The organism is Cellulomonas shaoxiangyii (genome assembly GCF_004798685.1).
Lineage (GTDB): Bacteria > Actinomycetota > Actinomycetes > Actinomycetales > Cellulomonadaceae > Cellulomonas > Cellulomonas shaoxiangyii.
The window spans coordinates 3,772,007-3,791,595 of record NZ_CP039291.1 but is presented as its reverse complement, the minus strand read 5'-3'; the positions used below and the strand labels follow the sequence as shown (position 1 = coordinate 3,791,595).

8 protein-coding genes and 2 pseudogenes are annotated in these 19,589 nt (G+C 76.4%); 9 read left to right on the top strand and 1 reads right to left on the bottom strand.

Translation table 11 applies throughout. The features are described from left to right. The first annotated feature begins 29 nt into the window (after positions 1-29). The 4 genes from E5225_RS16915 to E5225_RS16900 all read left to right on the top strand — a co-directional run bounded on the left by E5225_RS16915 (position 30) and on the right by E5225_RS16900 (position 7,960). Complete coding sequence (locus E5225_RS16915) at positions 30-3,755, top strand: FG-GAP-like repeat-containing protein (RefSeq protein WP_136225529.1); 3,726 nt, start codon at positions 30-32, stop codon at positions 3,753-3,755. A 169-nt stretch (positions 3,756-3,924) separates the two neighbouring features. Beyond that, complete coding sequence (locus E5225_RS16910) at positions 3,925-5,451, top strand: alpha-N-arabinofuranosidase (RefSeq protein WP_135973122.1); 1,527 nt, start codon at positions 3,925-3,927, stop codon at positions 5,449-5,451. Positions 5,452-5,746: 295 nt separating this feature from the next. Then, complete coding sequence (locus E5225_RS16905) at positions 5,747-6,985, top strand: cation:proton antiporter (RefSeq protein ID WP_135973121.1); 1,239 nt, start codon at positions 5,747-5,749, stop codon at positions 6,983-6,985. A gap of 189 nt (positions 6,986-7,174) precedes the next feature. After that, on the top strand, positions 7,175-7,960 hold the full coding sequence (locus E5225_RS16900; RefSeq protein ID WP_208012514.1) for a response regulator transcription factor: 786 nt from the start codon (positions 7,175-7,177) through the stop codon (positions 7,958-7,960). Between the two features lie 93 nt (positions 7,961-8,053). On the opposite strand, the gene E5225_RS16895 is transcribed toward E5225_RS16900, so the two are convergent. After that, a complete protein-coding gene (locus tag E5225_RS16895; protein ID WP_243738173.1) occupies positions 8,054-8,698 on the bottom strand; it encodes a TetR/AcrR family transcriptional regulator in 645 nt (214 codons plus the stop codon). A gap of 96 nt (positions 8,699-8,794) precedes the next feature. Here E5225_RS16895 and E5225_RS16890 point away from each other — a divergent pair, with 96 nt between their 5' ends. The 5 genes and pseudogenes from E5225_RS16890 to E5225_RS18315 all read left to right on the top strand — a co-directional run. Beyond that, positions 8,795-9,829, top strand: coding sequence for an ATP-binding cassette domain-containing protein (locus E5225_RS16890; protein WP_135973120.1), 1,035 nt, complete (start codon positions 8,795-8,797; stop codon positions 9,827-9,829). Next, complete coding sequence (locus E5225_RS16885; RefSeq protein ID WP_135973119.1) at positions 9,826-10,671, top strand: ABC transporter permease; 846 nt, start codon at positions 9,826-9,828, stop codon at positions 10,669-10,671. Before E5225_RS16890 ends, E5225_RS16885 begins: the two co-directional genes overlap by 4 nt. A 316-nt stretch (positions 10,672-10,987) precedes the next feature. After that, entirely contained in the window at positions 10,988-16,510 is a 5,523-nt protein-coding gene (locus tag E5225_RS18180; protein ID WP_167306029.1) for a non-ribosomal peptide synthetase, read from the top strand. After that, positions 16,507-19,077: pseudogene (locus tag E5225_RS18320) on the top strand (type I polyketide synthase); the annotation flags it as partial. The gene E5225_RS18180 and the pseudogene E5225_RS18320, both read left to right, overlap by 4 nt. Positions 19,078-19,386: 309 nt before the next feature. Continuing rightward, positions 19,387-19,512: pseudogene (locus tag E5225_RS18315) on the top strand (phosphopantetheine-binding protein); the annotation flags it as partial. Positions 19,513-19,589 lie beyond the last annotated feature (77 nt).

Genomic DNA, 19,589 nt, shown 5'->3' with positions numbered 1-19,589 from the left:
CTGGGGGCGGCTGAGAGATGAGGTCACAGATGAGCGGTCGGGTGAGGGGCAGGCTCGCGTGGGCGGCGGTCACGGCGGTGGCCGTCGTCGGCAGCGGAGGGGCGGTGGCGCTGGCGGGACCGCGGGTCGAGGCGGCGCCGCGGGCGGCCGCGCCGGCCTGCGCGGAGGTCGCGTCGGACGTGGCTGCGGCCGCGGCGTTGGCAGTGCGGTGCGACACCGAGGTGGAGGTGGTCGACGCGCGGACGGAGTGGGCGACGACGTTCGCCCTGTCGGACGGCTCGATGCGCCTGGACATCTCGACCGGTGCGGTCCGCACCGACGTGTCGGGGGAGTGGGCGGCGGTCAGCGCGACGCTCGAGGACACGGGCGCGGCCGTCACGGTGGCCTCCCCGGTGACGCCGATGCGGTTCTCGGACGGGTCGGGTGACGAGCCGTTCGCGACGATCGAGCGCGACGGGCACACCCTGACGTTCGAGATGCCCTTCGAGCTACCGGCACCGGACGTCGACGGCTCGCAGCTGATCTACGCGGACGTGCTGCCGGGTGTGGACCTGGTCGTGACGGTCAACGAGGACGCCACCGGCTTCTCGGAGGTGCTGCGGGTCGAGTCGCCCGAGGCGGCCGCGCACCCCGATCTTGCGGACCTCACCTTCCCGGTCACCACCTCCGACAGCATCGAGGTCCAGGCGCAGGACGGTGGCTTCGTCGCCGCCGAGGCCGACGGTGCGCCGGTCTTCACCAGCCCTGTCCCGGTCATGTGGGACTCCTCGAGCGACGTGGCCGAGGGCACGACGGACCGTGCCCTGGGCACGCTCGAGGACGCCGACCCCACGGTGGCGCCTGTCGGGGACGAGACCGTCGCCGAGATCCCCGCCGAGGTGGCGCCCGACGCCGTGACCGTCACGCCGGACGCCGGGATGCTCGCAGACCCGGGCACCGAGTGGCCGGTGTACATCGACCCGGGTGTCAGCGGCTCGCTGAACCAGCGTTCCGCGGTGCGCACGGTGGTCGGCAACGCGTACAACTTCGCCGGCGACGAGGGTGTGGGGCTGTGCTCGCGCGCGACGTCGACGACCTGTTCGCACACGTTCTACAGCCGGGTGCTGTACCAGTTCGTGGGGCTCGACGCGGTCGGCGCGGTGGAGCCCGGGGACGTGCGCGGTGCGACGTTCTCGGTGGCCGGCACGCACTCCTATGACTGCACGCCGCGGCCGGTGACGCTGCACGCGGTGGCGGACTTCACGTCGGGCACGCCGTACCCGGGTGGGTCGTACTGGAAGCCGCTGCAGACGCACACGATCGCGCACCGCAACGGCTGCACCAACGGTCAGGTGCCGCGCCGTATCGAGTTCGACGCGACGGTCGCGGCGCAGGACATCGCGGCGGCCAACCAGGGGCACGGCTCGTTCGGCATCGCCGTCGACGAGAGCTCGATGGCGTACTGGAAGCGCTATGGCTGGGACGCCGGCCTGTCGGTGACGTACAACCGCGCACCATCGGCGCCGAGCGCAATGGGCCTGGTCGGCGCGGACGGCTGCGTCGTGGGCGCGGACCGACCGGTGACACGTGATCGTCGGCCGGTGCTCAAGGCCGTCTTCAGCGACCCGGACGGCGGCAACGTGCACGGCAACGTCGCGCTCGTCAGCGCGGTGAACCCAGCCGTCGTCGTGTGGGACCCGGCGCCCAACCCGGCGCAGGGGTCGGGTGCGCTGCAGTCGGTGCAGGTGCCCATGGACCTCAACGACGGCGGCCTGTACCGCTGGATCGCCCACGGCATCGACGGCGATGGCCGCGTCGGTCCCGACGGCGTCTGCGAGTTCGCGGTCGACTACACGCCGCCGGCGATGCCGGTCGTGACCGCGATCGCCGGGCGCGACGTCGTCTACGCCGAGGACGCGACGGCCGGCGGGCTGGGACAGGGCGGGCTGTTCCGCGTCTCCAGCGGCGGGTCGACGGACGACCTCCAGTACCGCTACGCCTTCAACAGCACGGACCTGAACGGCAGCGTGCCGGCCACGACGCCGGTCATCACGTTCACGCCGACGCAGGTCGGGCCTCAGGTGCTCAACGTCGTGGCGCAGGACCGGGCCGGCAACCTCGGGCCGATGCGCACGTACCGGTTCACCGTCGAGCTGGCGGCCCTCGGCAGCGCCTGGCGCCTCGACGAGACGACGGCCGGCACTGCGAAGGACGTCGCCACGGGCAGCGCGAACAACCTCACGGTCTCCCCGTCGACCACCGTGGTGAACGGCTTGCTCGCGGAGCGCGGGATCGAGCTCACGGACCGTGCGCTGCGGTTCGACTCGCCGCTGGACACGGCGACCTCGGCGCGCCCTGTCGTCGCCGGGGGCGGCGCGTTCTCCGTGTCCGCGCTCGTGCGGCTCGACGCCATCACGGGCTCGGCGACGGTCGTCAGCCAGGACGGCACCCGCGTGAGCGGGTTCGAGCTCGGGCACCGCACCGACCCGGCGTGCCCCCCGGCGACGGGAGGCCACTGCTGGACGTTCGCGATGCGCGGCGCGGACGCGGACTCGGCGGCCCCGGTCGTGGTGCGGTCCGCACAGCCGCTCACGGCGGGCGCGTGGGCGCAGATCACCGGCGTACGCGGCGGTGACGGGCAGCTCCGGCTCTACGTCTGTGACCTCAGCACCCCGGACGTCACGCGCTCGCTCGTCGTGCGCGAGGCGACACCGACGGCCGCACCGAGGCCGTGGCTGGCGGCCGGGCCGCTCCAGCTCGGTCATGGCCGTGAGGCCGGCGCTGCGGCGCGGCACCTGACGGGTGCGATCGGCGACGTGCGCACGTACACCGGCGAGGTCTCGCTCGCCCAGCTGCGGGCCTCGTGCCAGAGCCCTGGCACCATGCCCGCCGGCCCGACCAACCCGCCGTCGCCGACTCGCCGCAACGCCGGCGGCAACGACTTCGACGGTGACGGCCGGGCCGACGTGTTCTGGTCGAGCATGCAGGACGGCTGGTGGCGCGTGTCGTACGGCGGGGTCGCGCCGTGGGCAGCGGTGAACTACGCCGGCGCGATCCCGACGTCGAGCTACCAGTTCGGCGACCTGGACGGTGACGGCCGCGACGACGTGTTCCTCGTCTGGAACAACAGCTGGCTCATGTCCTCGGGTGGGACGACCGGCTGGCAGCGCCTGGGGGGCGACCCGAACGCCGGCACCAACATCACGCTCGGCGACTTCGACGGCGACGGCAAGGACGACGTCTTCTGGGCGTGGGCGCACGACGGCAACTGGCGCATCTCCTACGACCGCGGCGCCACCGACTGGAAGATCGTCAACAACGCCGGGCCCTACGGCACGGAGCAGTTCCGGATCGCCGACTTCAACGGCGACGGCAAGGACGACGTCTTCATGGTCGACCCGCACAACGGGGCCTGGATGGTCTCGGACAGCGGAACGACCGCGTGGCGCGCGATCAACGCCGGCGGCGGCGTCCCGATCGCGCAGCTGAAGCTCGGCGACCTTAACGGAGACGGCAAGGCGGACGTCTTCTACGCCGACCCCGCGGACGGCCACGGGCGCGTCTCGTACGGCGGCACCACCAGCTGGCAGATCTTCGACAACGGCGGCGCCCTGCGCACCGACGCCTTCCAGCTCGCCGACATGGACGGCGACGGCAAGGACGACGTGTTCCTGTCGCACCCGAACGGCGAGTGGTGGGTCTCGTCGGGCAGCACGACGGGCTGGAAGCGGATCAACAGCGCCGGTGAGGCGACCGGGCAGGTGCGGGTGCGCTGACCACCTGCGCGAGACGGGGCGGCGGGTGCCACGAGCACCCGCCGCCCCGTGCCGTCCGCCCCGACGCGCGACCTGCCGGGTCGCGGATCGCGACCCGGCCGCGACCGCCACGTAATCTGCCGGTGGCGCGGCGGGCGTCCGGAGCCCGCCCCTCGTGCGAAGGAGCACCATGCCCGTCCCCCTGACGGCCGTTATCGACCTCGACCTGCCCGGCCCCACCATCAGCCGGCACGTCTACGGCCACTTCGCCGAGCACCTCGGCCGCTGCATCTACGGCGGGTTCTGGGTCGGCGAGGACTCGGACGTCCCGAACGAGCGCGGCATCCGCACCGACGTCGTCGAGGCGCTGCGGGCCCTCAAGATCCCCAACCTGCGCTGGCCGGGCGGCTGCTTCGCCGACGACTACCACTGGCGCGACGGCATCGGCCCGCGCGACCAGCGGCCGCGGATGGTCAACTCGCACTGGGGCGACGTCGTCGAGGACAACTCGTTCGGCACGCACGAGTTCATGGACCTGTGCGAGATGCTCGGCGCCGACGCGTACGTCAGCGGCAACATCGGCTCGGGCTCCGTCGCCGAGATGAGCGAGTGGATCGAGTACCTCACGCGCGCCGACGACTCGCCCATGGCGGCGCTGCGCCGGGAGAACGGCCGCGACGAGCCGTGGAAGGTCCCGTTCTGGGGCCTCGGCAACGAGGCGTGGGGGTGCGGCGGCCACCTGCGCGCCGAGCAGTTCGCGTCCCTGGCCCGCCAGTACGCGACGTACGTGCGCTCGCACGCCGGCAACGACGTCTACCGGATCGCCGCCGGCGCCTCCGACCACGACGTGCACTGGACCGAGACGCTCATGCGGTCCTTCGACCCGCTCGAGAAGGGCGACGGCCCCGCCGCGCCGTTCCAGGCGCTGTCGCTGCACTACTACACGATGACCGGGCCGTGGGCGGACAAGGGCGACGCCACCGAGTTCACGACCGACGAGTGGTACCTCGCGCTCGCCCGCGCCGCGGTCATGGAGCAGCTCCTCGACCGGCACGGCGCGGTCATGGACCGGTACGACCCCAAGAAGCGCATCGGCCTCGTCGTGGACGAGTGGGGCACCTGGTGGAACGTCGAGAAGGGCACCAACCCCGGGTTCCTGTACCAGCAGAACACCCTGCGCGACGCGCTCGTCGCGAGCCGCCACTTCGACGCGTTCCACCGGCACGCCGACCGCGTCGTCATGGCGAACATCGCGCAGACCGTCAACGTCCTGCAGGCGATGCTGCTGACCGACCCCGAGACGGGCGCGCTCGTCCGCACGCCCAGCTACCACGTGTTCGAGATGAACACGCCCCACCACGACGCGTCCGCGCTCACGGTGCACCTCAAGGGCGACGTCCCGACGCGCGAGGTCGACGGCGGCACCCTGGCGCTGCTGTCGGCGTCGGCGTCGACCACGGGGGAGACGGCGCTCGTCTCGCTCTCGAACCTCGACGCCGACCAGCCGGTCACCCTCGTGCTCGACCTGCGCGGCCGGGACGTCACCGGGCACTCCGCCCGCGTCCTCACCGCGCCCCGGCTCGACGCCCACAACACCCCGGACGCGCCCGACGCGGTCGCGCCGACGGCGTTCGACGGCGTGCGCCCGCACGCCCGCGGGCTCGAGGTCGAGCTGCCGGCGCACTCCTACGTGACGGTGTCGCTCACGCTGGGCTGAGCGCACCGGCCCCGCCGCCGCCCCGCCCCGCCGCCCTCCGCCCCGCCGCGCGCACCGCCCCTGCCCGAGCGGGTACCCCCGCCGGGTCCGGCACCGCCGTCCGCGCGGTGGATCCCGGGCGGGAGGCGGGGCGGGAGGGTGCGGGAGGGGGTGCGCACCCCCGGTCCCGTGATGCGCCGGAGGTGCCCGTGCCCGCCCGTCCCCGCCCGACCGCCGGCCGGCTCGCGACCGCGCAGCCCTCGACCGCGCAGCCCTCGACCGCCGACCCGCGGCCGACCGGTGCGGGGGCGCGGCCGTGACGGGCGTCGTCGCCGTCGTCGCCCTGGCCGCGCTCGCGGGCGCGGTCGCGCGCCGACTCCGGCAGCCGCCGGTGCTGGGCGTCATGGTCGCCTGCCTCCTGCTCGGGCCGGTGGGGCTCGGCAGCTGGGCGCCACACGTCACGGCCACCCTGTGGCCCGACGACTCGGCAGGCCTGCGGGACGGTGCCGCGCGCGTCGGCGTCGCGGTGCTGGTGGTCCTGCTCGGGCTGCACCTCGACACGCGCGCCTCGGCGGCGGTGTCCCGTGCGACGGGCGTGCTCGCGGGCACGGGGCTGGGTGTCGCGCTGGTGCTCGGCGCCGGGCTCGCGGGCGTCCTCGTGGCCACGGGGCACGGCACGCCGGTGGTGCCCCTGGCGATCGTGTGCGGCTGCGCGCTCGGGGCGACGGCGCTGCCGGTGCTGGGCGAGATCGTGCGCTCCCGCGGCCTGGCCGGGCGTCGGGAGGCGGACACCGCCCTGGCGACGGCGGCGGTGCAGGACGGCCTCGTGTGGTTGCTGCTGGGCCTCGCCGCGGTGCTCGCACCCGGCGGGGACGGCACGCGCCCGGCGGCGGTCCCGGCGCTGGTCGGGCTCGTCGTCGCGACACTCGCGCTCGCCCGGCTCGCACCCCGGCTGCTCGCTGCGGTCCCGCCGGGCGCCGCGGGGTCGGTCCTCATGCTCGTCCTGCTGGGGGCGGCGACGGTCGGCTTCGTGCGGCTCGGCGAGGTCGCGGGCGTGCACGGCGTCGTCGGGGCCTTCCTGCTGGGGGCGGTCGTGCCCCTCGACGCACTGCCGGCGGGGACGCGCCGGGTGCTCGACGGGCCGGTGCGGTGGGTCGCCACGCACGTCCTGCTACCGGTGTTCTTCCTCGTCGCGGGCCTGGCCGCGGCGCCACTGAGCCTCGCGGGCGCGGGGCTCCTCCTGCCCGTCGTGGTCCTGGTGCTGGGCGTGGGCGGCAAGCTCCTCGGCGTGCGGCTGGCGGTCCGCAGGGGTGCCGTGCCAGCGGCGGACGCCCCGATGCTGAGCGCCCTGCTCAACACCCGCGGGCTGACCGAGGTGCTGGTCGTGCAGACGGGCGTCGAGGCGGGGCTGCTCGACCCGCCGCTCGCCACGGCCTTCCTCGTCATGGCCGTGGTGACGACCCTCGCGACCGGCCCGTGGACGGCGCGCATCGAGCGCGCCCGCATGCGCGGGGCGCAGCCCGTGGCCGGCCCGGTGGTCGCCACGGAACGCTGATCGGCCGGGTGCCGCCGCGCCGATCTGGACGTGCGCATACCGTGTGCATGAGGTAGAGACAGATCGTCTCGATCTGTGCTTTGATACCCACGGTCCGGTGGCGGCGCGCAGGCGGTACGGGATCCAGCGATCCCTCCCACACGCGCCCTTTGCCGGTTCTCGCTCGGGTCGTGGCACAAGGGGGAGCACATGATCGAGAACGCCGGCACACCAGGGGCGACCGTGGAGGGCGACGGGTTGGTTCTGGTCCACACCGGGGTGGAGCTCGTCCGGCACGGCCTGACCGCCATGCTCGACGCGATCGGCGCCGGCACCGTGCGGACCCCCCGATGTCCCAGTGAGCTCCGTGCCCTCGTCGCCTCGGCCGCCGAGGTGACGGTCATCCTGGGCCTCGAGGACGGCGACTGCGCCGCGGTCGGCGCCCTCGCCTCCGAGTGCCGGGACCGCGGCGCGGCGGTGCTCGTGCTCGTCGGGTCGGCGGACGAGGAGGTCCTCGAGGACGTCACGTCGATCCCGTCGGACGGCTACCTGCTCCAGCGGGAGCTGACGACGGCGGACCTCGCGACGGCCGTCGACTGCGTGTCGCGCCGGCAGGTGTACCTGCCCGCCACCCTCGCCGGGCGCCTGCTCGCCAGCGCCCGCGAGGGTCAGGTGGGCCGGCGGCCGGCGTACGGCCAGCTCACGCCGCGTGAGCGGGAGGTCGTGGCGCTCTTGGTGGACGGCATGAGCAACAAGCAGATCGCCAAGGCCCTGCGCATCTCGCAGCACGGCGTCAAGCGGCTCGTCGCCAACGTCCTCGCCAAGCTCAACTGCTCCAACCGCACGTCGGCGGTGTCCGTGGCCCTGCGCGAGAACCTCGTGGAGCCGCGCCCGGGTGCCGAGGAGCCCGCGGGTGCGCCGCGCCGTGCCGAGCACGTGACCGGGGCGCAGCGTCGCGTCCCCGCGACGGGGGCGCTCGCGCTCGCCCACCGCTGACCGGGGACGGCCCGCGCGCACCGTCGCGCGGCCGTCGTCCGCCGGCCCGGCCGGTCCTCCCGGCGGGCGCCCTGCCGACCTCTCGCGAGCGCGTCAGACGGTCGCGTCGGGCTGCGCGGCGATGCCCCGCGCGACCAGCTGCCACACGGCCTCGACGGCCTCGGCGCTCGTCATGACGCCTCGGAACAGCTCGTCGTGCAGGCTGACGACGAGCTTGAGGACGAGCGGCCCGTGCACGGCCGGGTCGAGCCCGGCGCGGATGCTGCCGTCGCGCAGACCGTCCGCGAAGACGCCGACGACCGGCTCGACGAGCGCAGCCATGTGCGCGGTCACCACGCTGTTCGCGGTCGTGCTCAGCTCGGCGCGGTCGAGGCTCGCCCAGCTCATGCGGTGGCCGCTGCTGGCGAAGTAGTCGGCGACCGCGGTGATGCTGCCGTGCAGCCGCTCGAGACCGGTGGAGCCGGGCAGGGCGGCGGCGCGGGCCAGCACCTCGGCGCAGCGGTCGATCTCCCGCCGGACGTGCGCCAGCAGCGCCTGCTCCACGTCGGGGAAGTACTTGTAGAGCGTCGCGCGACCGATGCCGGCGTGCTGCGCGAGCCGCGCCATGGTGATGCGCGCAGCCCCCTCCGACGCGGCGAGCTCGACCGCGGCGTCCATGATCCGGTCGCGGTAGCGGGCCTTGTGGGCCTCGATCGCGTCCTGCCACCCGGTGGCGACCGGTGCGCCCGACTCGATCACGATGACTGACCCCGAGACATCATGTCTTGACCTTCTCCCCACTGTATCGGCACCCTGTGAGGGTAACCCTGCCCCCGGCGGAACGAAGGCCCGAACATGACGACGTCTGCGACCCTCGCGCCCGTGCGGCGCCCGCCCGGCGACGGGACGCCGTGCTCCGTCCTCGTGGAGGACCTGCACCGGACCCTCGGGGGCCGCGACGTCCTCGCCGGGGTGGACCTCGCCGTCCGTGACGGGGAGGTCTACGGCTTCCTCGGTCCCAACGGCGCCGGGAAGACGACCCTCGTGCGCACGTTGTGCACGCTGCTGGCCCCCACGTCCGGACGCGCCGTCGTCGCCGGCTTCGACGTCGCGACGCGCCCCGGCGAGGTGCGGTTGCGGATCGGCGCCGCCCTGCAGGCCACCGCGCTCGACCTCAAGCAGACCGGCCGCGAGCTGCTGCGGCTGCAGGGGCGGCTCTACGGCATGCGCGCCGCGCAGATCGACCGGCGGCTGCGCGAGCTCGGCGACCTCGTCGCCCTCGGGTCGGCGCTCGACCGGCCCGCCGGCAGCTACTCGGGCGGCATGCGCCGCCGGCTGGACGTCGCGATGGCGCTCGTGCACAGCCCGGGCGTCGTCTTCCTCGACGAGCCGACGACCGGCCTCGACCCGGAGAGCCGCGAGGCGCTGTGGGCCGAGGTGCAGCACCTCAACGCCGAGCTGGGCGTCACCGTCTTCCTCACCACGCAGTACCTCGAGGAGGCCGACGTGCTCGCGCACCGGGTCGGCATCATCAGCGCCGGCCGGGTCGTCGCCGAGGGCACGCCCGACGAGCTCAAGCGGACCATCGGCACCGACGTCGTCGTCGCCGAGGTCGACGAGCAGGCCGGCGACGCGGCCGACGCGCTGCGCCGGCTCGACGTCGTCGAGGGCGTCGAGGTCCGCGGTGACCAGGTGACCGCGTCCGTGCTCGACGGCACGCGCGCGCTCGGGCCCGTCGCCGTCGCGCTCGCCACCGCCGGGGTCCGCACCCGCAGCCTCGCGCTGCGCCGGCCGACGCTCGACGACGTGTTCCTGTCCCTCACCGGCCGCCACTTCGCCACGGACGACGGCGCGCCCCACCCCGACGAGGCCCGGGAGGCCACGCGATGACCGTGCCCACGGCGGCCCTGCCCACCGCGACGACGGCGCGCTCCGTCGAACCGCGCCCGCCCGCGCTCGCCCGGCCCGCCGGCTTCTGGCGCGACGTCGTGTCCGTCGCCGGGCGCTCCCTGCGCCAGGCGCGGCGCGAGCCGGCCGAGTTCGTCGCGCCGCTGTTCATCCCCGTCTTCTTCTTCGCCGTGTTCGTCGGCTCACTCGAGGACATGCTCGGCGGGGCGGGGGTGGAGGACTTCCGGGCGTTCCAGCTGCCCGTCTCGATCGTGGTCGCGACGACCGGCCTGACGCGCGCCACGGCGCTCGTGCACGACATCACGACGGGGTACTTCGACCGGATGCTCATGGCGCCGGTCAACCGGCTGGCCCTGCTCCTCGGCTTCATGGTCACCGACCTGGTGATGGTGCTCCTCATGAGCCTGCCCGTGCTCGCGCTCGGCTTCGCCGTCGGCGTCGAGTTCACGACCGGGGTGCTGGGGATGCTGGCGTTCGTCGGCGTCGCGGCCGCCTGGGCGCTCGGGTACGTCGGGTGGCTCTACGCGGTTGCGCTGCGCACCGGCAACCCGACCGTCACGGCCCAGGCGTTCTTGCTGTTCTTCCCGTTCGTGTTCCTCACCACGACGATCGTGCCCCAGGAGCGCATGACCGACTGGCTCGCCGCGGTGGCCGACGTGAACCCCCTGACGCACGTGTTCGCGGCACTGCGCTCGCTGGTCACCGACGGCTGGGACGGCACCCTCCTGCTCCGCGCGTTCGTCGCCATCGGCATCGTCGCGGTCATCACCCACACCATGGCGCTGCTCGCCCTCCGCGGGCGCGTCGCACGCGGCCGGGCCTAGGGCCCGGGCGTCACGGCGCGGCCCGGGAGGGGGGCCGCGCCGTTGGCGTGCGCGCTGCTCGGCGCCCGGCCGGACGCCCGCCGGGCAGGGCCGGGGTAGCCGGACGACCAGGCGTCCGCGGTACCCGTGCGGGCCACCCACTCGACCATTCCTCGCCTCCACCCCCCCGTGATCGTCTGTGCCGCGAGCGGCGGAGCGGCACGAGGCGGAGGACGTCATGCGGGTGGCGGAGAGCACGGGGACGACGGTCGGGGGCGTTGACGTCACAGCCCGCGGCGAGGGGGCCGACAGGTGTACGACGGTCGTCGACACCATCATGCGGCGGGCGGACGAGGCGCCCGGCGCGCCGGCCGTCACGCTCGTCGGCCGGGACGGCGCGGATCGCGCGCACCTGACGCGCGCCGAGCTCGCGCACCGCGTCCGGGCGACGGCGGCCGGGCTGCAGCAGGTCGCCGCGCCGGGGGACCGCGCGGTGGTCGTGCAGGCGGCGGGCGTCGACTACGTCGTCTCGTTCCTGGCGAGCGTCGCGGCCGGGCTCGTCCCCGTGACGAGCCACCCGCGGGCGCTCGCGCACGGCGGCGAGCTGCTCGGGGCGGTCGTCGCCGACGCCACACCCGCGGTGGTGCTCACCGCGGGGGAGGCGACCGCGTCGGCCGCGGCACTGCGGGCCGCGGGCCGCCTCGGCGACGTGCGGTGGATCGACGTCGCCGACTGCACGGCAGACACGACCGAGTGGCGCCGTCCCGAGCACCGGCCCGACGACGTCGCGTTCCTGCAGTACACGTCCGGTACCACGCGGCGACCGCGCGGCGTGATGGTCGGCCAGGGCGCCCTCGCGCACAACGTGGCGGTGCTCGCGCGGCGCCTCGGGCACGACGACCCGGCGGAGGCGGCGCGCGGCGTGTCCGTCAGCTGGCTGCCTCCGTTCCACGACATGGGGCTCGTCGCCGGGATCCTCGAGCCGCTGGCGTCCGGTTGTCACGCGGTGCTCCTCGCCCCCGCGACGTTCGCGGCGGACCCGTACCGGTGGCTCGAGGCGATCACCCGGCACGGCGGCACGTACGCGTACGCCCCCACCTTCGCGCTCGACCTGTGCACCGAGCGGGTCACCGCGCAGGAGCGTGCCACCCTCGACCTGTCGACCGTGCGCAGCCTCGTGGTCGGCGCCGAGCCGTTGCGGGCGCCGACCTTCGAGCGGTTCGTGAAGACCTTCGGCCCCTGCGGCATGCGGGCGGCCTCCGTGCACGGCGGGTACGGGCTCGCCGAGTCCACGCTCGCGGTGGCGGTCGGCGCGCTGGGCCGGCCCGCCGCGACCGTCCGCGTCGACGCCGCCGCGCTGGCGGACGGCGAGGTCCGCCGGGTCGACGACGACGCCGCACCCGGCACCGTGGCCCGCACCCTCGTCGTCTCGGGGCAGGACGTGGACCCGCGGCAGGACCTGCGGATCGTCGACCCCGCGACCGGCGAGGAGCTGCCCCCGGGACGTACCGGCGAGATCTGGGTCGCCGGGCCCAGCGTGGCGCTCGGCTACTGGGGTCGGCCCGAGCTCAGCGGCGGGACGTTCGGCGCCCGCACCGCCACGGGGGACGGGCCCTTCCTGCGCACCGGCGACCTCGGCTTCGTGGTACCGGACCCCGACGGCGGTCCCGTGGGCGTCGTCGTGTGCGGGCGGCGCAAGGACCTCATCATCGTGCGCGGGCGCAACGTGCACCCGCAGGACGTCGAGCACGCGGCCGCCGAGGCGCACCCGGCCGTGCGGCAGCACCTGTGCGCGGCCTCGTCCCTCGACGTCGACGGGGAGGAGCGCGTCCTGGTCGCGGCCGAGGTGGCGCGCGACACCGCGGCCGACGACCTCGCCGAGGTCGTCGAGGCCGTGTGCGCGGCGGTGCTCGCGGACCTCGAGGTCGAGCCCGGCGCGGTCGTCCTGCTGCGCCCCGGCGGTCTGCCGCGCACCACGAGCGGCAAGGTGCAGCGCGGCGCGTGCGCCGAGCGGTTCACGGCCGGCACGCTCGCGGAGCTGCACCGGTGGGTCGCGCCCGCCCGGCCCGCGACCGTGCCGGCCGGACCCGTCGGCGGCCCCGCGATGCGCGACCTGCTGCGGGGCCTGCCCGCCACGCTCCGGCACGAGGTCGCGCTGGCGGACGTGCTGCGCCGGGTCACCGGCGGTGGCGCCGACCGGGACCGGCCCCTCGTCGCGCTCGGCGTCGACTCGCTGCGGGCGATGGCGCTGCAGCGCGCGCTGGTGGACGACCACGGCACCGAGGTGCCGCTCGCGGACCTGCTGGCGGCGACGCCGGCGCGGCTCGCCGAGCGGCTGGTGGCCGCGTGCGACGCACCGACCGCGGGACCCGCGGCGGCGGACGCACCCCCGAGCACGGACGCACCTCCGATCGCCGACGCCGACCGTGCCGACGCCGACCGTGCCGACGCCGACCGTGCCGGCGCCGACCGTGCCGGCAGCGACCGGGCCGGCGTGCGCCCGGCCGCCGCCGACCCGGGTGGGCCGGACGGCGAGTTCGCCCTCACCCCCGTCCAGCAGGCGTACCTGGTCGGGCGCAGCCCGGCGCACCGCCTCGGCGGCGTCGCGGCGCACTGGTACGTGGAGGTCGACGCCGACGGCGTGGACACCGACCGGCTCGTGCGGGCGTTCGACGCGCTGGTCGGGCGGCACGAGATGCTCCGTGCGGTCGTCACGCCCGGCTCCGGCCAGCGCGTGCTCCCCGTGGTGCCGTCCGTGCCCGTGCGCCACCACGACCTCGCGGACGCCGACGCCCCGGCCCGCGAGGCGCACCTGGCGCAGGTGCGCGAGCGGCTGTCGCACGCGGTGCGCGATCCCGCGGTGTGGCCGCTGGTGGACCTCGAGACGACCGACCTCGGCAGCGGGCGCCGGCGTGTGCACCTCGGGGTCGACCTCCTGGTCGCGGACGCGGCGAGCCTGCGCGTCCTGCTCGACGAGTGGCGGCAGCTCTACGCGTCCGACGCCGACGCGCGGGTGCTGCCCGCGCTGCGCACCTCGTTCCGCGACGGGGTGCGCGCCCTCGACGCGCGCGCCGCCGGACCCGCGGGCGACCGCGCCGAGCGCTACTGGCGGGATCGGCTGGAGACTCTGCCGGCGGGGCCGGACCTGCCGTGGGCGCCCGACCTCGACACGGCCGGGCCGCCGCGGTTCACCCGGCTCCGGCACCGGCTCGACCCCGCGGCGTGGGGACGGCTGCGCGAGCGCGCGGCGGCCCGCGGGCTGACGCCGGCGACCGTGCTGGCGACCGCCTGGGCGGCGGCCGTCGGCACGTGGAGCCGCACCGGGCGCTTCCACGTGACCCTCACGGTGGCCGACCGGCCGGGGCTGCCGGGCATCGAGGGCGTCGTCGGCGACTTCACCGGGGTGGAGGTCCTCGAGGTCGACCTGACCGGCGACCCGACGGTCGCGGACCTTGCGGCGGCACTGCAGGCGCGCCTGGCCGCTGACCTGGAGCACCGCGCGGTGCCGGGCGTCGAGGTGCTGCGCCTCCTGGTGCGCCGCGACGGGCGGCGAGCGCCCGCACCGGGCGTCGTGCTGACGTGCGCGCTCGGGCAGGGCGGCGGCGGGGACGACCTGCCGACGCGCTGGCTCGGCGAGGAGGTCTTCGCGGTGTCCCAGACGCCGCAGGTCGCCCTCGACCACCAGGCAGTCGAGGCGGGTGGCGCGCTGCTGCTGTCGTGGGACGTCGTCGAAGCGGCCCTGCCCGACGGCGTCGCGCGGCGCCTCGTGGCGGCGTGCGCGGACCTGCTCGACCGGCTCGCCGCCGACGACGGCGCCTGGTCGCAGGCCGCGCGCACGCCCGACCACGAGCACCTCGCCGAGGTTGCCGCCGCGAACGCGACGCAGGGGCCCGCGCCCCGCGGTGCCCTGCACGGCCCCCTCGTCGAGCGGGTGCGGGAGGACCCGGACGCGCCCGCCGTGCTCACCGCGGACCGTGCGGTGCGCCGCGGCGAGCTGCTCGCGGCGGCCGGGCGGGCGGCGGCCGGGCTGCGCGCAGCCGGCGCGGGCCCCGGCACCACGGTCGCCGTGCTGGCGGCGACGAGCCCCGAGCAGGTCGCGGGCGTGCTCGCCGCCCTGCTCACCGGTGCCGCCTACCTGCCGGTCGACCCGGCGCTGCCGCGCGAGCGGCAGGACCACCTGGTGCGCCACGGCGGGGCGGTCGCCGTCGTCGTCGGGCCCGCCGGCGACCCGGCGGTGGCCGCGGCGGCGGGGGTGCCCGCAGTGCCGGCGGACCTCGGCGCCGGTCCCGACGTCGGCGCGGACGCGGCCGCGGACGCCGGCGCCGACCCCGGCCTCGACCTCGACACCGCGCTCGCACTCGCGGACGTCCCGGTCGACCCGGACGCGCCCGCGTACGTCATCTACACCTCCGGCTCCACGGGTGTGCCCAAGGGTGTGACGGTCACGCACGCCGCCGCCCTGAACACGTGCGTCGACCTGGTCGAGCGGTACGACGTCGGCGCGGGCGACCGCGTGCTCGGCCTGTCGTCCATGAGCTTCGACCTGTCGGTGTGGGACGTCTTCGGGGTGCTGGGCGCGGGCGGTGCGCTCGTCCTGCCCGACCCCGCCGACCGACGCGACCCGGCCCGCTGGGTGGACCTCATGGCCGCGCACGGCGTGACGCTGTGGAACACGGTGCCCGCGCTCATGGGCATGCTCCTCGAGCACCTCGACGGTGCGGCCGCACCGGCGCCCCCGCTGCGGCTGGTCCTGCTCAGCGGCGACTGGATCCCGGTGGACCTGCCCGCGCGGCTCGCGCGGGTCGTCCCCGGGGCGCGGCTGGTCGCTCTCGGCGGCGCGACCGAGGCGGCCATCTGGTCCATCGCGCACGAGCCGGGCGTCCGCACGCCGGCCGGGTGGGACTCGGTGCCGTACGGGCATGCGCTGCGCAACCAGCGCGTGCACGTGCTCGACGACCGCGGCCACGAGTGCCCCGCGTGGGTCACGGGCGAGATCCACCTCGCCGGCGTCGGGCTGGCGCTCGGCTACCGCGGCGACGCGGAGCGCACCGCGCGGTCGTTCGTCACCCACCCGGCGACGGGGGAGCGGCTGTACCGCACGGGCGACCTCGGGCGCTGGCGGCCCGGCGGGCTCGTCGAGTTCCTCGGCCGCGAGGACGGGCAGGTGAAGATCGGCGGCCACCGCGTCGAGCTCGGCGAGGTGGAGGCGGCCCTCGCGCGGCACCCGCGGGTGCGTGCGGCGGTCGCGTCGGCCGTGGGGCCGCGGCACCGGCGGCGGCTCGTCGCGCACGTCGTCCCGGAGGACGGCGCGGGGTGCGGTGCCGCGGACGCCCGCGCCCTCGCGGACGACGTGCGCGCGCACGCCGCGACGGTGCTCGCTGCGGCGCTCGTGCCGTCCGCGGTCCTCGTCCGCCCGGACCTGCCCCTCACGGCCAACGGCAAGGTCGACCGGGCGGCGCTCGCGCAGGCGGCCGCCGCGGCGGCGTCCGCGGCACCCGTGGTCGGCGGGGTACCGCCCGGCCCGGGGTCCGCGGCCGGCGCGACCGCCGAGCTGCTGCGCCGCCTCACTGCGGCGGAGGTCGGCGGCGACGTCGGCATCGACACCCACCTGTTCGAGCTCGGCGTGGACAGCGTCGGCCTCGTCCGCCTGCACCGCCGCCTGCTCGAGGCGACGGGCCGGCCCGTGCCGCTGACCGCCTTCTTCGAGCACCCGACGGTGCGGGCGCTCGCCGACCACCTCGACGGCCGGGAGGAGGCGCCGACGGGGGCGCGTGCACCGCGCCGGGCCGCGCGCCGCTCCCCGGCACCCGCCGCCGTCCTCGCCGACACCGTCCGACCCGACGCCCTGGAGCTGTTGTGACCGAGCACGTGAGCACCACCGACATCGCCGTCATCGGACTCGCCGGCCGGTTCCCCGGCGCGCGGGACGTGGACGCGCTGTGGCGCAACCTGCGTGACGGCGTCGACGCCGTCACCCGCTTCGACGACGACGACCTGCGGGCCGCGGGCGTCGCCGACGCCACGCGCGACGACCCGCGCTACGTGCCGGTGTGGGGCCGGCTCGACGACGCGGACCTGTTCGACGCCGCGCACTTCGGCTACAGCGCGCGGGAGGCGACGCTGCTGGACCCTCAGCAGCGCGTGCTCCTCGAGGTGGCGTGGCACGCGCTGGAGGACGCCGGCCACGCGCCGGGCGCGTTCCACGGGCGCGTCGGCGTCTACGCCGGCGCCAGCGTGTCGACGTACCTGCTGGGCACGCTGCTGCGCGGCCGCGGCCTGCCGCCGGGCGCGGACGGCCTCGAGCTCCTGGTGGCGAACGACAAGGACTACCTGGCCAGCCGGATCAGCTACAAGCTCGGCCTGACCGGCCCGGCAGTGTGCGTGCAGAGCGCCTGCTCGACGTCGCTGCTGGCGGTGCACCTCGCGTGCCAGGCGCTGCTCGACGACGAGTGCGACATGGCGCTCGCGGGCGGGGTGACGGTGCGCTTCCCGCAGGACGCGGGGTACCTGCACCAGGAGGGCATGATCCTGTCGCCCGACGGCCGGTGCCGGCCGTTCGACGCGCGCGCTGCGGGGACGGTCGCCGGCAACGGCGCCGGGCTCGTGGTGCTGCGCCGGCTGGCCGACGCGCTGGCCGACGGCGACCGCGTCGACGCGGTGATCCGGGGGTCGGCGGCCAACAACGACGGCGCGACGAAGGTCGGGTACACGGCGCCCAGCGTCGCAGGCCAGGCGTCGGTCGTCGCGGCCGCGCTCGCGGCGGCCGGGCTGCGCCCGCGGGACGTCACGGCGGTCGAGGCGCACGGCACGGGCACGCAGCTGGGTGACCCCGTGGAGGTCGCCGCGCTGACGAAGGTGTGGGCGCAGGACGGCGACGTGGCGCCCGGGTCGGTGACGATCGGCTCGGTCAAGTCCAACGTCGGGCACCTCGACTGTGCCGCGGGCGTCACGTCGCTGGTCAAGGCGGTGCTGCAGGTACGGCACGGCGAGCTGGTGCCGAGCGTGCACTTCGAGGAGCCGAACCCGGGTGCGGGTCTGGAGGGCTCGCCGTTCCGGGTGGCGACGGCGACGACGCCGTGGGAGCCCGACGGCCCGCGCCGCATCGGCGTGAGCGCCTTCGGGTTCGGGGGCACCAACGTGCACGTGGTGCTCGAGCAGGCGCCACCGCGGCCGGCACCCCCCGCGCCCGCGGCCGCCGACGCGCCCCCCGTGCTGCTGCCGGTCTCCGCGCGCGACGCCGAGGGGCTGACCGCGCTGCGCGCCGACCTCTCGAGGGCGCTGCCCGGGCAGGCGTCCCTCGGCGTCGTGGCTCGCACGCTGCAGACGGGCCGGCGCCACGAGCGCCGGCGCGACGCGGTCGTCGCGGCCGACCTCGACGAGGCGGCCCGCACCCTGGCGGACCCCGGCCGGGCCGTGGGCCCGCCCGTGCCGACGGGCGGGACCGGCGCCGTGTGGCTGCTGCCCGGGCAGGGCAGCCAGCACCCCGGCATGGCGGCCGGCCTGCACGCCTCCGACCCGGGTGTCGCCGCGGACGTCGACGCGTGCCTCGAGCTGTTCGCCCCGGAGGTGGACGCCGACCTGCGCGGCCTGCTGCTCGACCGGCCCGCGACGCCAGAGGACGCGTCGCGCGCCGCGGCGGAGCTCGCTCGCACCGCCGTCACGCAGCCCGCGCTGTTCGTCGTCGAGATCGCGGTCGCTCGGCTGCTGCTGCGCTGGGGCCTGCGCCCCGCGGCGATGCTCGGGCACAGCGTCGGCGAGCTCGCGGCGGCGTGCCTGGCGGGCGTGCTCGACCTGCCCGGCGCGGTGCGGGTCGTGGCCGCGCGGGGCCGGCTGCTCGACGCGCTGCCGACCGGCGCGATGCTCTCGGTCGCGGAGGCGGCGTCCGTGGTGGCGCCGCTCCTGCCGCCGGAGGTCGAGGTCGCGGCGGACAACGGACCGCACCTGTGCGTCGTCTCCGGCCCTCACGCCGCCGTGGACGCCGCGCGCGCCGTCCTCGACGACGCGGGCGTCGCGTCGCGCCGGCTGCACACGTCGCACGCGTACCACTCCGCGATGGTCGAGCCCGCGCTCGCGGCGTTCCGCGACGTCGTCGCCGGGGTCCCGCTGCACGCGCCACGCCTGCCGTACCTGACCGGGGTCACGGGTGACTGGGTCACGGCGGAGCAGGCGACGGACCCGGAGCACTACGTGCGCCACCTGCGCCGCACCGTCCTGTTCGGCCCGGCGCTGCGCCGGGCCGTCGCCGAGGGCGTCGGTGCCGTCGTCGAGGTCGGTCCGGGCACCGCCCTGTCCACCCTCGCCCGCACCGAGCCCGCCGTGCGCGGCCGCACCGTGGTGGCGACGATGGCGGCCGCCGGGGCCGCCGGCGCGCAGGAGTCGCACGCCGACCTGCGCACCGCGCTCACGGCGGTCGGGCGGCTGTGGACCGCCGGCGTCGACGTCGACTGGGACGCGCTCGCGCCCGCCGCCGACACGCCCGTGCGCCGCACCGGGCTGCCCGGCACGCCGTTCCGCCGGCGCCGGTACTGGGCGGACGCCCACGCCGTGCCGGCGACCGCCTTCGCCGCGGAGCTCGTCGTCGCGGTCCCGGGCGCCGCCGACCCGGCCGTGCACGACCCCGCCGCGGCCGACCCGGCCACGCCCGGCACCGACCTCGCCGCACCTCGGGCCGCGGACCCGCGGCCCGACCTCTCGACGGCCTGGGTCGCGCCCGCGACGCCGCTGCAGCGGTGCGTGGCCGCGGTGTGGGAGGACCTGCTGGGCGTCGCCCCCGTCGGCCTGCACGACGCGTTCGTCGAGCTCGGCGGGCACTCCCTGCTCGCGACGAAGGTGGTCAGCCGGCTGCGTCGCGAGACCGGTGTCGAGCTGCCGCTGCGGCGCCTCGTCGACGCGGCGACCGTCGAGGCCGTCGCGGCGCTCGTCGAGGAGCTCGGGGGACG

Excerpts from the sequence above, each read along its gene's own strand:
- E5225_RS16910 (WP_135973122.1), top strand. The coding sequence starts at position 3,925 with ATGCCCGTCCCCCTGACGGCCGTTATCGACCTCGACCTGCCCGGCCCC.
- E5225_RS16915 (WP_136225529.1), top strand. The coding sequence starts at position 30 with ATGAGCGGTCGGGTGAGGGGCAGGCTCGCGTGGGCGGCGGTCACGGCG.
- E5225_RS16890 (WP_135973120.1), top strand. The coding sequence starts at position 8,795 with ATGACGACGTCTGCGACCCTCGCGCCCGTGCGGCGCCCGCCCGGCGAC.
- E5225_RS16885 (WP_135973119.1), top strand. The coding sequence starts at position 9,826 with ATGACCGTGCCCACGGCGGCCCTGCCCACCGCGACGACGGCGCGCTCC.
- E5225_RS18180 (WP_167306029.1), top strand. The coding sequence starts at position 10,988 with ATGCGGCGGGCGGACGAGGCGCCCGGCGCGCCGGCCGTCACGCTCGTC.
- E5225_RS16900 (WP_208012514.1), top strand. The coding sequence starts at position 7,175 with ATGATCGAGAACGCCGGCACACCAGGGGCGACCGTGGAGGGCGACGGG.